The sequence below is a fragment of the Streptomyces sp. NPDC001822 genome, assembly GCF_042892135.1.
GTDB lineage: Bacteria > Actinomycetota > Actinomycetes > Streptomycetales > Streptomycetaceae > Streptomyces.
In genome coordinates, this window is the sequence record NZ_JBIATW010000013.1 from 215808 (window position 1) to 230015 (window position 14208).

The following is a 14208-nucleotide window of genomic DNA, read 5'->3' on the forward strand; positions in this document are numbered from 1 at the left end:
CGATGACAGACCCCGGCGCCGAGCGCCCCGCCCGGCCGGCACCGCCCGAGGAGTTCGTCCGGGCCGCCAGGCTCGCGCCCGGCCACTGGCTCTACCTCGGCGATCCCGCGTGGCAGGGGGAGGGAACGCCACCGGACTGGGCCGTGGTGGGCCAGTGGCGCTCCGACTCCGCGGGGGAGATCGTCGAATGGGAGGACAACGAGGGATACAGGCCGTCGCCCGGAGCGAGGGGATGGCCCGAACCCACCGACGACGTGGACCGCGCCGTCCAGCTCGCCACCACCGGCTACGGCCCCGCGGAGGGGGTCACCGCGGCCCTGGCGGGCGCCGAGGTCGCGTTCCTGGTCACCGCGGACGGCGAGCCGGTGAGCGCGTCGGCCCCCGACGGCACCGCGGTCGTCCCCGTCTACACCTCTCCGAGCCACCTCGGGGCCGTCGGACTGGGACACGTGCGGATGCCGGTCGCGGACCTGCTCACCCGCGTGCCTCCGGGCCACAGCCTGTTCCTCAACAGCTCGGCCCCCGTCGGCATGGTGCTGGCCACGGACGGTCTCGCGGAGGCGCTGCGGGAAGCAGCGGGACCTGGAGACGCGGCGGGGCCTGGAGGTCCGGAGGGACCTGGTGACAGAGAAGGGCGCGGAGACCCGGCGGGGGCACCGGCCGCGTCGCCGTCCTGACCCCTCCGCCGACGGGCCCGGCCCAGCCGGGCCCGTCGGCAGCCCGGCAGCCCGGCAGCCCGGCAGGTCGGCAGCCCGGCAGGTCGGCGGCCCGGCCGGGGGTCCGGCCGGGCCGCCTCTCGTCCTGCGCCCTCCTCGCGTCCGTGCGCACACTCCACGGCGTCCGACGCGGGCGCGGACGTCACCGCGCCCGCCCGCTCAGCGTGCCTCCGCCGGCCGTGCGTGGGCGAAGCCCCTGTGGTGCCAGACCAGGCCGCCGGCCGGGCGGCCCTGGCAGTCGGCGACCGCGACCCGGCCGACCAGGATCGTGTGGTCGCCCGCCTCGATCAGGTCGTGCCGCGCGCAGGTCAGCCGCAGGGAACTGTCCGCCAGTTGGGGAGCATGGCGGGAGGTCGGTCCGGTGGCGAGCGAGACGCCCTCGAAGCGCTGTCCGGTGGGGCCGGCGAACTTCTTCGCCAGCGCCTCGTCCTCCGGTCCGAGCAGATGGACCGTGAAGGCGGCCGCACCGGTCAGCACGTCATGGGTGCGCGAGCCCCGGTCCAGGCAGACCAGCAGCAACGGCGGGTCCAGCGACAGCGAGGACACCGCACTGGCCGTCAGTCCCCGCGGGCTGCCCGTGTCGTCGTAGCACGTCACGACGGTGACGGGGGCGGCGAGCGAGGCCATGGCCGCACGGAACTCGTCGGCGGGTACGTCGCGGGACAGGACCGAAGTGGCCGGCTCGTGCTCCCATCCGGACGGCGCCCCGGAGTCCGTGCGCAGGGTCGTGACACTCATCGGGACGCCCCTTCCAGCTCGCGCTCGGCCACCGTCGTGGGCGCGGATTCGGGCCGGGGCCGCTCCGGTCCCGGCAGCCAGCGGCCGAGCGGTTCGCCCACCGTCCCCCTCTCCAGGTCCCAGGCGACGCGGCCGCCGGTCACCACCGTCGTGAACCGCCCGGTGAACATCCAGCCCTCGTACGCCGACCAGCCGCACAGCGACTGCACGTGCTTCGCGGACAACTGCCAGCGCGCGGCCGGGTCGAGGAGCGCGAGGTCGGCGTCCGCGCCGACCGCCAGGCGGCCCTTGCCGGCCAGCCCGAACAGGTCCGCGGGCCCCGTGCCCATCAGCCGGGCCAGGTGCGTGGCCGCCGCGTCGGGCTCGACCCCCCGGGCGAGCATCCCCGTCCACACGGACACGGCGAGCTCCTGGACGCCCGGCAGGCCGGGCGGTGCCTCGGCCGGCGGACGGTTCTTCTCCTCGACGGTGTGCGGGGCGTGGTCGCTGCCGACGGTGGCGGCCTCACCGCTGAGGACCGCCTGCCACAGGCGCTCCTGGTCGCGCGGCGCGCGGATCGCGGGGGACAGCCGGGTGCGCGGGCCGCGCCGGGCCGTGTCGTGGTCGGTGAACGACAGGTGGTGGCCGGTGACTTCGAAGGATATGGGCAGTCCCTCGTCCGCCGCGGCCGCCAGCATGTCGGTCTCCTCCGCAGAGGACACGTGCAGCACGTGCACCTTCGTGCCGTAGGTGCGGGCCAGGTGCACGACCTTGGCGACGGCCACGATCGCCCCGGAGCGAGGGCGGTGCGGCTCGTACGCGTCGTAGGACTCGGGGTCTCCGCCGCGGGAGTCCAGCAGGTCGAAGACGTGCTGGTCCTCCGCGTGCAGCACGAGGCGTACGCCTCCGCGGGCGGCGGCCGCGAAGGCCGCCTCCAGCTGGTGCGCCTCGCGGAAGACCACGGGCGCGGTGTGGTGCCCCGCCATGAAGGCCTTCGCCGAGGTCGCCACCGCCGGGTCCAGGCCGGCGAGAACCTCCGGATGGTCGGGGTCGGCGCCCATGTGGAAGCGGTGGTCCACGTAGGAACGGCCGGCGATCAGGGCGGCCTTGGCCCGCAGGGAGGCCGTGTCGAGGGACGGCGGACGGGTGTTGGGCATGTCCATCACCGTGGTGACCCCGCCCGCGAGGGCCGCCCGGCTGCCGTTCTCCCACGTCTCCTTGTGTTCGAGGCCCGGGGTGCGGAAGTGCACGTGCGAGTCGATGAGACCCGGCAGGACGTACCGGCCGGCGGCGTCCAGGCGGGGCCCCGGGGGCAGCGGGTCACCGGGTGCGACGAGGGCGTCGACGCGTCCGGCGCGGATGACGACGGCACCCTCGCGGACCCCCTCGGGGGTGACGAGCCGGCCCCCCTCCACCACCAGGTCGGCGTCCGGGGCGGAGGTGTGACGGGAGGTCGTGGACATGCGGGACGAGGCGGTGTTCAACGGTTCCACGGCAGACTCACCAGTTCCTTGCAGAGGTCGTTGGTCGGTCCCATCAGGGCGACGGCACGGGCGTCGCGCCCGAACCGGTTGATCGGGTGCGTCTCGACGTAACCCGCCGAGCCGAGGAACTGCGCGACGTCCGCCACGACCCGCTCGGCCGTCGCGGAGGCCGCCAGCTTGGAGTGCAGGGTGGTCAGGCCGGGATCGGCCGAGGTGCGGCGTCCGGCGCGTTCCACCACCGCGCGGGCGGTCTCGACCTGGGTCGTCAGGTCCACCAGCCGGTGGCGTACCGCCTGGTGGGCGTAGAGCCCCCGGCGCGCCGCGTGCTCGTGTGCGGCGTCGAGCGCCGCCTGGGCGATGCCCACGGCGACCGCGCCGAGCGTGGCTCCGCTGTCCCGGACCCGGGCAATGATGGACGCGGCGACGCCCGTCGCGCCCAGCCGCGCGGTGTCGGGCACACGGCACTCCCGCACCGACACGAAGCCCGTGGCGGAGCCGCGCATCCCGGCCAGCCGCATCGAGGTGTCGGGCAGCAGGCCGGGGTGGTCGCCGGGGATCAGGAAGAACGTCTGCCCCGCGGCGCCGTATCCGGTGTCCTGGGCGGAGGTTGCCGGTGCGGGTTCCTCCTGCGACTGTGCCAGGACGAGATAGACGTCGGCCAGCCCCGCGCTCGTGGTGAAGGACTTGGCGCCGTCGAGCAGCCAGTCGCCGCCGTCGGTGCGGTGGGCCCGGGTCGAGAGGTTCTTCTTGGCGGCCCCGGCTCCGCTCTCCGACCAGGCGGACGCCGCCAGCCACCGGCCGTCGGCCAGCCGGGGCAGGACCTCGCGGTGCTGGGAGGGGGTGCCGTTCTCGACGATCCGGCTGGTGACGGCGCAGTGCTGGAAGAGCATGATCGCGGCGGAGGCGTTCACCGCGGCGACCTGCTCGACGCAGGAGTTGAGCGCCACCGCGTCCGCTCCGGCGCCGCCGTGGGACGCGGGGACGACGAGAGCGAGCAGGCCGCTCTCGCGCAGCACGGCGACGGCCTCCCGGTCGGGCTCCCCGCTGCGGTCGGCCGCCTCGGCACACGCCGACAGACGGCTCAGCACCTCGGGCGAGGGGACGAGGGGGGCGGTGCGGAGGGCGGCCGCGCGGGCCCGGGCGGTGCCGGCCTCCACGAACGGGTCGGCGTACGCGTCGGGGAGCGCGGGCGGCACGGTGCTCCCGCGTACGGCGGTCAGGCTGTCAGCGGAACCCACGGTGTCTCCTCGGATGAGTGGTCGGACGTGGCGAGCACGGGGGTACGGGCGCCGGCGACGGAGCCGGCCCGCGGGGTGACGGACCGGGGACGCGGCAACAGCCCCCGGTAGTCGACCTGCTTCTCGGCGACCGAGACCCAGGCGAGCCTGCGCACGTCGTCGGGGCCGAGCGCCGAGTGGGCGGCGACCCGCACGCACCCGCCGGGGGTGCGCACCGACAGCAGGGCGTCCGGGTCCTGCGCCGACGTCCCGGCCAGCGACCAGGGCACCGAGCCCACGATCCCTGCGGCCGCACCCAGGCAGATCGCGCCGGTGAGGGCGACCGTGGGATGCCACGAGGGGACGGACACGGCCCGTACGAACAGTCCGCCGCCGTCCTGCGGCAGCAGCGCGGCGATCTTCGGGAAGGCCCCGAAGGTGTCCCAGCCCTGCGACTCGCAGACCGCGACCCGCAGCCGCGTCATGGCGGTGAACAGCTCCGGGTCGTCCGCGAAGAGCGCGTCGGGGCCGCTCACGCCGAGGTTGGAGGCGTCGACGAAGGCGTACGGGTTGCCCATCGAGACCAGTGACACGGGCACGGAACGGCCGTCGAAGGGCACGTGCGTGACCGGCTCGCCCGTCATCAGCAGTTCGGGCAGCCGCAGCGGCGGCGAGCACAGGAAGTGGGCGGTGAACCGCGTGCCGCCGTCGGAGGTCTCCTCCGTCTCGCACACCACGTTGTCGCCGTTGTTCAGGACGTTGACCCGGACCCGGCAGCCCGGCACCAGCGGCTGGATCATGCCGGTACGGGCCGCCGCCTCGACCGCGGCCAGGATCGAGTGACCGCAGGAGCCCCGGAGGTCGAAGCTGTCGTGGCTCTGCGGGAGCGACTGCACGAACCGGTAGTCGAGGTCGAACAGCGGGTGCCGGGACGGCCGTACGATCGCGTTCTTCAGCACGTCGCCCGCGCCCTGCCCGCTCAGGTCCGCCCGCAGGCCGGCCAGTGCGTCCAGGAGCTCCGGCTCCGACTCGGGGAACACCCGGCCGTCCAGGACGACGGTGGGGCAGGGTGCGCCGTGCGCCTTGGCGAGGGAGACGTTCATACGACCGCCCCCGCGGGCTCGGGAGTGCGCAGCGAGGCACCGGCGGCCGCGCCGAAGAACTCGGTGCGCCACATCTGATGCGACATCAGGGCCCACAGGGCCAGCGACACCTGGTCGGACGGCTTGACGGCCTGCTCGGCGAACAGGGCGTCCACCGCCTCGTAGCGCAGCCGGCCGTCGGCGCGCAGCGCCTGCGGGGACAGCACGTCGCGGGCCATCGCCCACAGCCGCTGGCCGGGAGCCAGCATCGCCGTGATCGGCAGGGTGAACGGCTGCTTGGGGCGGTTCAGGACGCTGTCCGGCAGCAGGCCGTCCGCGGCCCGGTAGAGGGCGCGCTTGACGCCCGTGCCGGGGACGGTGCGGTGGTGGTCGGGCAGCGTCGCCGCGTAGCGCACGATGCTCGGCTGGCAGAACGGCAGCCTGGCCTCCACGGAGCTCGCCATCGACAGGTGATCGACCCGGCGCAGGTGGTAGGCGGGCAGCCGGTAGCGCTGCTCGATGCGGGAGATCCGCTGGAGACGGCTGCCCGCGCCGCGAGCGAGCGTCTCGGTGAGCCCGGGCGGCATGGCCGACCCGTGGGAGCGGACCCGGGCGGCGTAGTCACCGGTGTACAGGTGATCGCGCAGCGAACGCGGCACGGCGGCCAGGTGGTCGAGATAGGCGCCGGCCCAGTCCGAGCCCTCGGGCGCGGCGACGGCCTGCGTCATGCGGGAGTACCCGCCGAAGAGTTCGTCCGCCGCGTCGCCGGTGAGGGCGACCTTGAACCCGGCGTCGCGGACCGCCCGGAAGAGCGAGAAGGTGCTGAGGGTGATCGGGTCGGCGTTGGGCTGACCCAGGTGCCGTACGACGTCGCCCATCAGGTCGGGGAAGGTGGCCGGGTCGATCTCCACCTGGTGGTGGACCGTGCCGGTGTGCCGTGACACCTCGTCGGCGAAGGCGCGTTCGTCGCCCGGCCAGTCGCCCGTGTAGGCGATGTTGAAGGTGTGCAGGGCGCCGGACGCGCCCCGGTCCCGCAGGGTCCGGGCGGCGAGTGCCGTGACCAGGCTGGAGTCGAGGCCGCCGGACGTGATCGCGGCCACCGGGGCGTCCGCGATCAGCAGCCTGGACACCTCGCGGGCCAGCAGGTCCCGCAGTTCTCCGCCCGTCTGCGTGAGACTGCGCTCCTCACGCACCGGCGGTGCGCTCTCGTAGCCCATCCGCCGGGTGGTGAGGTGCAGGCCCTCCTCCCGGGTGACGACCGCGGTGGCGGCCGGCGGCAGCACGTCGATGCCCTGGAACATGGTGCGCTGGCCGAAGGGCGTCTTCGCCGACAGGTAGGTGTGCAGGCCCAGTTCGTCCTCGTAGGGGCGTACGTCGGTGAAGCCGAGCAGCGCGGGGAGCTCCGAGGCGAAGTGGAACCTGCCGCTGCGCTCCTCCCAGTGGTAGTACAGGGGCTTCATTCCGGAGGCATCGGTGGCGATCACCAGACGCGGGGCGGAGCGCAGGTCCATGACGGCCACGGAGAACATGCCGTCCAGCTGCTCGGCGAACCTCTCGCCGTAGGTGAGGTACAACGCCGGCAGGATCGATCCGTCGCAGCGGTCCTCGAAGTGGAAGCCCTGCCGGATGAGTTCGGTGCGGAGCCGGTCGTGGTTGTACAGCTCGCCGTTGAAGACGACGGTGATGTCGCCGAGGCGGTACGGCTGGGCGCCGCCCTCGGGGTCCATGATCGACAGCCGGTTGTTGCCGAGCGCCCAGCCGGAGTGCTGGGCGAAGGACTGGGCGTCGGGCCCGCCGTGGTGCTGGAGGGCGGCGACGTCGCGCATTTCCTGGGCGGTGGTGCGGGCGTGGAAGGATCCGTGGATGCGGCACATGGCTCAGATCACCTGACGTCGGAGGAGAGACCGGCGGCGGAATAGAGCGCCGGGTCGTACGGGCTGGGACCGCCGCAGGTCACGAAGCGCCGGGCCTCGGGGCCGGTGTGCGGGTTGCGGGTGCCGTGCAGGACGCCGGGTGCGGCGTACAGGACGTCTCCGGGGGACACGTCGACCCAGCGGTCGGCGAGGTACATCTGGCCGACGCCCTCGAAGTCGATCATCGACTCGTCGCTGTCGGGATGCAGGTGGACGCTGAAGGTCTCACCGGGCTGCTGGATGCCGCAGTGCAGGCAGAGCTGGCTGCTGCCGTTGCCGGGCCAGAAGACGAAGTTCATGGTGGCGCGCTTGGCGTCGGGGGCGATCTGGCCCGTGCCGCCGAAGCCGCGCAGCTGGGTGGTCTCGTCCCAGAGGGTGGAGAAGGGCTCGGGGTCCGTGCCGGGGCGGCGGCCGGCGGCCAGCGGGGTGCGCCATATGTAGGCGGTCAGGCCCCCTTCGCCGGCGGACAGGCCGGGCGCGGCGGCGCCGAGGTCCTCCTCGCCGGCGGCCGGCCCCTCTCCCCCGGCGGTCAGGGTCAGGGACTGCCCGGTGGGGGCGTACACCGCGTGCCCGCGGGCCACCGGACGGGTGCGCGAGCCGACCGTCGCGGTGCCCAGACCGGAGAACACGACCGCCGTGTTCTCCTCCTCGGCACTCCTGTCCGGGCTGAAGGACTCTCCCGCCGCGATGCGCACGACGTGCAGGGTGATGTGCGTGGCGCCGGCGGCGGGGCTCACCGGGGTCGCGAGTGTGGACCGTCCGCCGGGCAGCGGCGCGAAGTCGAATTCGGCGGAGGTGATGATGCGGCCGTCCCCGAGGTGGGTCGCCGCGAGGGTTGCCGAGGTGGATGCGTGCATGTGCGGTGTGCTCCTTGAGGGTGGGGGAGGGAGCGAAGAGGGTTACGGTGCTTCCCCTCGTCCTGTGACCTCAGGCTCGCGCTGCGTGATCCCGGCACCATCCCGCTCCGCTACCGGTGGGAGGGACATGACCGGGAAGCGTCCCGGATCATGAGGTGAAGTCAACTCGCCACATATGTAGGCGACATACGATCCAGACCAGGGGGGATTGCCCCGACGTGGCCCGCCCTGTTTCCTCGCGGACAGGGGCAGTTCCGCCGAGCACTCGACGGAACTGACGGAGCTGACGGAACTGACGGAGCTGCTCGGCCGTCGCGTGTTCCTCCGCAGCGAGCTCAAGCCCGGCGGTAAGTGCGACGAGGCCGGTCAAGCTCCTCACCGGCGGGGACCGGAGTGCGACAGGACACCTGGGCCCGGACTTCGCAGGTCCGCAGGTCACCGTGTCAGGTGTGGTGACTGGGGCCGATCGGCTACGGGGCTGCCTCGCGGAAGAGGGCCAGGAGGGCGTGCGCCTGCGGGGCGCCCGCGTCGAAGAACTGCGTGGCCAGTGCGGGTGACACGGCGGTTCCATGCATGCGGACTTCATGGCAGCTGAAGCAGAACGCCGCCTCGAACAGCACCAGGTCGAGAGCGTCCGCGTACGCCCGGACACTCCAGCCCGGCGAGAAGCCGCAGCGGTGCTGTTCACTGCCGGGCAAGCTCTTGATCAAGCCCAGGACGCCGGCTGCCTCGTCCCCGATCCAGTGGGCGCCCGCCCTGCCGGGATACGGGGCGCCCCGCATCGTCGGCAGTTCGGAGATCCTTACGACCTCCAGCAGCACAGCGGTGGCTACGGCTTCGGCGGGGAGCTGCATGCGCGTAGTCTGCCCGCGCCCAGTACCGGGGCGTGCACCTGCCTCTGGTAGCGGCGATGTCCGCGGCACCGGCCTGTGCGGACGCGCCGCTCGTGCGGACGCGCTGCGTTCCCCGTACGTGGCCACGAACCGGTGGGAAGGCGGCCAGTGGGCTTCGACGTTGGGGCCGGTCCACAACGAGCCGGGGCCGGCGCAGGCACCCCGGAAGGGTGTCCGCGCCGGCCCCGGCTCGTTGTGGTGCGCTGTGCGTGCGCCCTGCCTACGGTGCGGTCTTCTCCCGTACGGGGGTGGGTGCCGCCGCTGCGGTCGGTGCGGTCTCCGTCCGCCTGGACAGGGCGGAGATACGGCCCTCCGCCAGCGCCAGCGCCGCGATGACGACGACGCCTCCCACCGGCACGTTCCAGGTCAGCGGCTCACCGAGGGCGAGCACACCGACGACCACCGAGAACACCGGCACGAGGTAGTTCACACCGGACGCCGTCGTCGGACCGGCTTCCGCGATCAGCCGGTTGAGCAGTGCGAACGCGATACCGGTGGAGGCCGCGCCGAGTACCAGCAGGGCGAGCAGCGGCTTGACGGTGAGGTCACCGTGCAGCGTCCAGCCGGTCATGAAGGTGGTGACCACCACGGTGATGACGGCGGCGGAACCGAGCTGGGCAGCGGTCACCGAGAGGGCCGGCAGCTTGTGGGGGCCGATGAACCGGCGTACGTACACGAAACTGACGGCGTAGCTCGCCGCGGCGCCGACGCAGGCCAGCTGGCCGCCGAGGGTGCCGAACCCGTCGGTGTTCCACGGCCCGACGACCACGACCAGACCGATGAAACCGCCGATCAGGCCGACCACCTTGCGGGTCGTCGGCTGCTCCTCCGAGAGCGCGAGGGCCGCGACCCCCATCGTGATGAGGGGGGTCGCTCCCTGGATCACTCCTGCGGTGGTCGCGGTGGTGTGCTGCTCGCCGATGGCGAAGAGGGTGAAGGGGATGACGTTGCCGAAGACGGACGCGACGGCGATGTGTCCCCAGAGTGTGCGGGAGGGCAGGGTCAGCCGCTTCAGGGCCAGGATCGCGAGGACGACGAGCGTGCCCACGATCAGACGGCCGGAGGCGAGCTGGAGCGGGGCGAACGCCTCCAGGGACATCTTGATGAAGGCGAAGCTGCAGCCCCACAGGGCGGCCAGGAGGCCGAAGCGGCCCCAGTTGGTGAGGTTCATGGTGGGTTCTCCTCGTCGGGGGTGAGGTGGGGGTCCGGGGGCGCGGGGCGCGGCCGGTCCGGTCAGGCGTGGACGTGTGGACGGGTGCCGACGGGGCCGTGGTGGTGGCCGGTCCCGTCTCCGTGGGAGTGGGAGTGGGGGTGGTCGTGGTCGGTGTCGGGCGCCTCGACCTCGAACTGGTCGTACTTCTCCATCAGGGCGACCATCGCCTCGCGGGACGGGCGGTTGCCGTCGGCGAGCAGATCCGCCAGGCCCTGGAAGTAACCCTCTCGGTGCTCCGCCGGCGTGAAGATGATCAGCATCTCCACGAGGGCGTCGCTCTCGTTGCGGAAGCCGTGCACGGCGTTCTCCGGCACGTGCATGAAGTCGCCCGCCCTGGCGGTGCGCCAGCCGGTTCCGTCGTGCAGGCGCACCTCGCCCGACAGCACGTAGAAGGACTCGGAGATCCGGGAGTGGTAGTGCGGGTCGGCGCCGCCGGCGCCCGGGAGCATCGAGTGGTGGAAGAGTCCGAAGCGGCCGTCGGTGGTCTCGGCCAGGGCTATGAACCGGGTGGTCGTGGCCACCCCGATCTCGGCCTTCACCGCGTCGGCGTACGCCCGGAACATCGCGTGGCTCATGCTCAGGCCTCCCACATGCTCAGGTAGCGCTCCCCGGTGTCCGGCAGCAGCGTCACCACGAGGCTGTCGGCGAACTCCGGCCTGCGGGCGACGATTTCGGCGGCGTGGGTGGCCGCACCGGAGGAGACCCCGGCGAACAGGCCCTGGCCGCGCGCGAGCCGGCGCGCGGTGAGGAGCGCGTCCTCGTCCGAGACCGTGAGTACCTCGTCGATGAGGGAGACGTCGGTGGTGTCGGCGACGAAACCGCCGTTGAGACCCGGGATGCGGTGCTGGCCCGCGTAACCCCGGGAGAGGATCGGCGACTTCTCCGGTTCGACGGCTATCACCCGTACGTCCGGGTCCTGTTCCTTGAGGTGGCGGGCGACGCCGGTGAGGGTTCCGCCGGTCCCGACCCCGCACACGAAGGCGGCGATGCGGCGCCCGGTCGAGGCGACGGCGGAGTGGATCTCGGGGCCCGTGGTCTCGTAGTGCGCGCGGACGTTGTCCTGGTTCTCGTGCTGGCACGGGAACCAGGAACCGAGGGTGGCCGCGTGCAGCCGTTCGGCCTCGGCGATCGCCCCCGGGTAGCCGAGCGCGCTCGGAGTCTGGACGATCTCGGCCCCGAAGGCCTTCAGCAGCTTGACCCGCTCGGTGGTGGCGTTGTCCGGCAGGACGATCACACAGCGGTAACCACGCGAGGCGGCGAAGGCGGCCAGCGAGATGCCGGTGTTCCCGGAGGTGGCCTCGATGACGGTGCCGCCGGGCGGGAGATCGCCCCGGTCCTCGGCGGCCCGGAGCATGTACAGGGCCGCACGGTCCTTGCTGGAGGACATCGGGTTGGCGGATTCGAGCTTCGCCAGCACGCGGGCGCCGGGAGCCAGGTCCCGCAGGCGCAGTTCGAGCAGCGGGGTGGATCCGACGAGGTCCTCGACGCGGGAGGCGACCGCGGGGCGGACGGGGGCGATGGGGGCCAGGGGGGCCTGTGCGGTGGTCGTCACGGTTCTCATCTCTCGCAATCGGAAGGAGTCGGGGATACGGGGGAGCCCGTGAGGGCGTGAGGGCGTACGGAGGCCGGGAGCGTCACCAGGAGCCCGAGGAGGCGATGACGGTGAACACGTCCTCCATCAGCTCCGGCTTGCGGCCCGGCTCCTTGATGACGGCGGTGGGCGCGAGCACCCGGGCGGAGTCGGGTACGTCCTTGTTGACGAGGGCCTGCGCGCCGATGACCGCGCGGTCCCCGACGGTCACCGGCCCGAGGACCGTGCAGTTGGCACCGAGGACGACACCGCTGCCGACCACGGGGTGGCGGCGGTCGCCCTCGGGCCGCTTGTTGTCGCTCCACCAGCCGATCGCGCCGAGGGTGACCTGGTGGTACATCGTCACGTCGTCGCCGACCACGGCGGTCTCACCGATCACCACGCCGGCACCGTGGTCGATGAAGACCCGGCGTCCCAGCACCGCGCCCGGATGGATCTCGACGGCCGTCACCCGCCTCGCCCACCGGGCGAGCAGCCGGGCCGGGATGCGCATGCCTCTGCCGTGCATGCGGTGAGCGATCCGGTGCGCCCACAGAGCGGTGAGGGCGGGATGGAGCACGGCCTCCTTCGCGCCCCGCACGGACGGGTCCCGCGCGACGACGACGTGGAGGTCCTCGCGAAGGGTGCGCAGAAGACGCGGGGTGGGGGAGGCGGGGGTTGCGCCCGTCGTCCCGGGGCCGCCCGTGGGGGCGGTGCCGGACGCGGGGCCGGGGACCGGATTCGGCTCGGGTTTCGTCGGACTGAGCAGGCTCATCGTGGCTCCAGTGGCGGGGCGGGCCTCTTGACTGGAACAGAGCCTGCCGGTCCGCCTTCCCGCCGGAGTCCCGGCCCGTTCCCTCCCCGGCGGCACCCGGCGGCCGGGCCGGAACGAGCAGGGAACGTGGCGGGAAACAGACGGGAACGGGAGCCCGCACACTCGCCGGAGCACCAACGCCGACGGACACGGGCTCCTTGAGGCCCGGCCACGGGGGTGCGCCTGCCACACCGCACAGCGACTCGTCACACCGACGTGTCGGACTTCCAGCAGAGGAGTTTCCCGTGCCCGTGATTTCCGTGGACTGGTGGAAAGGGAACGACCGTGCCCAACGCGAGGAGCTGGTCGGTGAACTGACCGCCAGCGTGTCCCGCATAGCGGGGTGCCCCAAGGAGGCCGTCACCGTCATCGTGCGGGACGTGGAACCCGCGAACTGGGGGAAGGGCGGCGTGCTCGCCGACGTCCTCCTCGCGGACACCCCCACCGACTCCTCCACCGACACCCCCACCGCCACCCCCACCCCATCGGACACAGGAGGACGGCCATGACGTCACCAGCCGGATCCTGCCCCGATCCGCGGCGGCTTCTCCTCATCACCCCGCCGCCCCGGCTGGTGGCGGAGGCGACGGAGGCCGGCTTCGACGTCCTGACGCTCAACGACATGACCGGCTTCCAGGACGACGACGGGCTCCGCGAGCACCTCGCCGACCTCGCCCGCACCCACAGGGTGGGCAAGCTGATCGCCTGCGGAGAGGCGAGCGCCCTGCCGGCCGTGGTGGAGACGGCCGAAGACCTCGGCCTGTCCTCGAACCCGGCCGCCGTGGCCCGGCTGCTCGCTGACCCCTCCGAGATCCGGGGCCTGCTGACCCGCAGCGGCCCCCAGTGGGAGGCGGTCGCGCTGCCCGCGGGATCCGGGGAGCAGCCGCCCGCCCACGAGGTCGAATACGGCGTGGAGACGCTGACGGCGGAAGGGATGCACCGGGTCACCGGCATCGTCGAGCTGCGCCGTACGGACACGAGCGGCGCCTCGGGGGGAACGGCATCCGGTGGCGGACCGGGCGACGGCGCCACCGGTCGTGTGCCTGCTCCGCTCCACACCTTCCCGGCCCCGCTGACGGGCCAGGAAGAGGCCGAGATCAGGGCCCTGGCCACCGGACTGCTCGACCTCGCCGGGTACGAGTTCGGATACGCCTTCACGCGTATCGCGCGCACCGCTCAGGGCCCCCGCATCATCAACGCGGTGACACGTCAGGCAAGTTGGCCCGTATCCCGGCTCATCGAGCTCACGACGGGGCTGGCGCCCGAGCGGGAACTGGTGCGCGCCCTGTCGGGGAAGCCGATGGAGGCGCCGGTGCTCGTCGGCTGTGCCGCCGCGATGCCGCTGCCCTGTCCGGACGACGTGCCGCAGGACGTCACACTGCTCGCCGGCGTACGGGAGGTGCGGGACGGGCACGTGCTGGTCACGGCCCTCACACCTGCCGAACTCACCGGCCGGACCGCGGCCGTGCGCGACCGGCTGTCCTGAGCCCGTACATCCCCCGTGTCACGAAGGGCCCGTCGGCCTCCTTGGGTTCTAGGGATCGTCGCAACACCCCAGTTCAAGGGGTGCGATGGATTTCGAGATCCGAGGGAGCCGGAAGCCGCAGGGGCCGAGGAAGCTGTCGGCTGAGCGGGCGGCATACTCCCAGCTCATGCAGCAGGGCCTGAGCAACAAGGAAGCGTGCCGGATCGTCGGGATCAACCCGAAGACCGGCCGACGCTGGCGCAACGG

Annotated in this window: 15 protein-coding genes; 4 read left to right on the plus strand and 11 right to left on the minus strand. The window is 73.0% G+C overall.

What is annotated here, in order from left to right; translation table 11 throughout:
- The first annotated feature begins 2 nt into the window (after positions 1–2).
- Positions 3–677 carry a type VII secretion system-associated protein gene (locus tag ACFYY2_RS27010; protein ID WP_388747546.1) on the plus strand — a complete coding sequence of 225 codons (675 nt, stop codon included), beginning with the start codon at positions 3–5 and terminating at the stop codon, positions 675–677.
- A gap of 198 nt (positions 678–875) precedes the next feature.
- On the opposite strand, the gene ACFYY2_RS27015 is transcribed toward ACFYY2_RS27010, so the two are convergent.
- From ACFYY2_RS27015 to epsC, 11 genes are all read right to left on the minus strand, one after another.
- Complete coding sequence (locus tag ACFYY2_RS27015; RefSeq protein ID WP_388747549.1) at positions 876–1454, minus strand: flavin reductase family protein; 579 nt, start codon at positions 1452–1454, stop codon at positions 876–878.
- On the minus strand, positions 1451–2926 hold the full coding sequence (locus ACFYY2_RS27020; RefSeq protein WP_388747552.1) for a dihydroorotase family protein: 1476 nt from the start codon (positions 2924–2926) through the stop codon (positions 1451–1453). The genes ACFYY2_RS27015 and ACFYY2_RS27020 overlap by 4 nt, the downstream gene beginning before the upstream one ends.
- A complete protein-coding gene (locus ACFYY2_RS27025; RefSeq protein ID WP_388747555.1) occupies positions 2914–4155 on the minus strand; it encodes an acyl-CoA dehydrogenase family protein in 1242 nt (413 codons plus the stop codon). Before ACFYY2_RS27025 ends, ACFYY2_RS27020 begins: the two co-directional genes overlap by 13 nt.
- Positions 4134–5237: a PrpF domain-containing protein gene (locus ACFYY2_RS27030; protein ID WP_388747558.1), complete on the minus strand. Its 1104-nt coding sequence runs from the start codon at positions 5235–5237 to the stop codon at positions 4134–4136. The genes ACFYY2_RS27025 and ACFYY2_RS27030 overlap by 22 nt, the downstream gene beginning before the upstream one ends.
- The gene (asnB, locus tag ACFYY2_RS27035) at positions 5234–7090 is read right to left on the minus strand and encodes an asparagine synthase (glutamine-hydrolyzing) (protein WP_388747561.1); all 1857 of its coding nucleotides are present in this window, start codon (positions 7088–7090) and stop codon (positions 5234–5236) included. Before asnB ends, ACFYY2_RS27030 begins: the two co-directional genes overlap by 4 nt.
- Positions 7091–7098: 8 nt before the next feature.
- The gene (locus ACFYY2_RS27040; RefSeq protein ID WP_388747564.1) at positions 7099–7986 is read right to left on the minus strand and encodes a cupin domain-containing protein; all 888 of its coding nucleotides are present in this window, start codon (positions 7984–7986) and stop codon (positions 7099–7101) included.
- Between the two features lie 470 nt (positions 7987–8456).
- Positions 8457–8840 carry a hypothetical protein gene (locus ACFYY2_RS27045; protein WP_388747567.1) on the minus strand — a complete coding sequence of 128 codons (384 nt, stop codon included), beginning with the start codon at positions 8838–8840 and terminating at the stop codon, positions 8457–8459.
- Between the two features lie 259 nt (positions 8841–9099).
- A complete protein-coding gene (locus ACFYY2_RS27050) occupies positions 9100–10050 on the minus strand; it encodes a DMT family transporter (protein ID WP_388747570.1) in 951 nt (316 codons plus the stop codon).
- 62 nt (positions 10051–10112) lie between these two features.
- Positions 10113–10667, minus strand: a complete 555-nt coding sequence (locus tag ACFYY2_RS27055; RefSeq protein ID WP_388747573.1) for a cupin domain-containing protein — start codon at positions 10665–10667, stop codon at positions 10113–10115.
- A gap of 2 nt (positions 10668–10669) precedes the next feature.
- Positions 10670–11653 (minus strand): PLP-dependent cysteine synthase family protein, encoded by a 984-nt coding sequence (locus ACFYY2_RS27060; RefSeq protein WP_388747576.1) that lies wholly within the window; start codon positions 11651–11653, stop codon positions 10670–10672.
- A gap of 73 nt (positions 11654–11726) precedes the next feature.
- Positions 11727–12437, minus strand: a complete 711-nt coding sequence (gene epsC / locus ACFYY2_RS27065) for a serine O-acetyltransferase EpsC (protein ID WP_388747579.1) — start codon at positions 12435–12437, stop codon at positions 11727–11729.
- 284 nt (positions 12438–12721) lie between these two features.
- Here epsC and ACFYY2_RS27070 point away from each other — a divergent pair, with 284 nt between their 5' ends.
- The 3 genes from ACFYY2_RS27070 to ACFYY2_RS27080 all read left to right on the plus strand — a co-directional run.
- Complete coding sequence (locus ACFYY2_RS27070) at positions 12722–12985, plus strand: 4-oxalocrotonate tautomerase family protein (protein ID WP_388747582.1); 264 nt, start codon at positions 12722–12724, stop codon at positions 12983–12985.
- Positions 12982–13962: a hypothetical protein gene (locus tag ACFYY2_RS27075; RefSeq protein ID WP_388747585.1), complete on the plus strand. Its 981-nt coding sequence runs from the start codon at positions 12982–12984 to the stop codon at positions 13960–13962. The genes ACFYY2_RS27070 and ACFYY2_RS27075 overlap by 4 nt, the downstream gene beginning before the upstream one ends.
- Positions 13963–14047: 85 nt before the next feature.
- On the plus strand, positions 14048–14208 hold a 161-nt coding region (locus ACFYY2_RS27080; RefSeq protein WP_388747613.1), incomplete at its 3' end, for a helix-turn-helix domain-containing protein.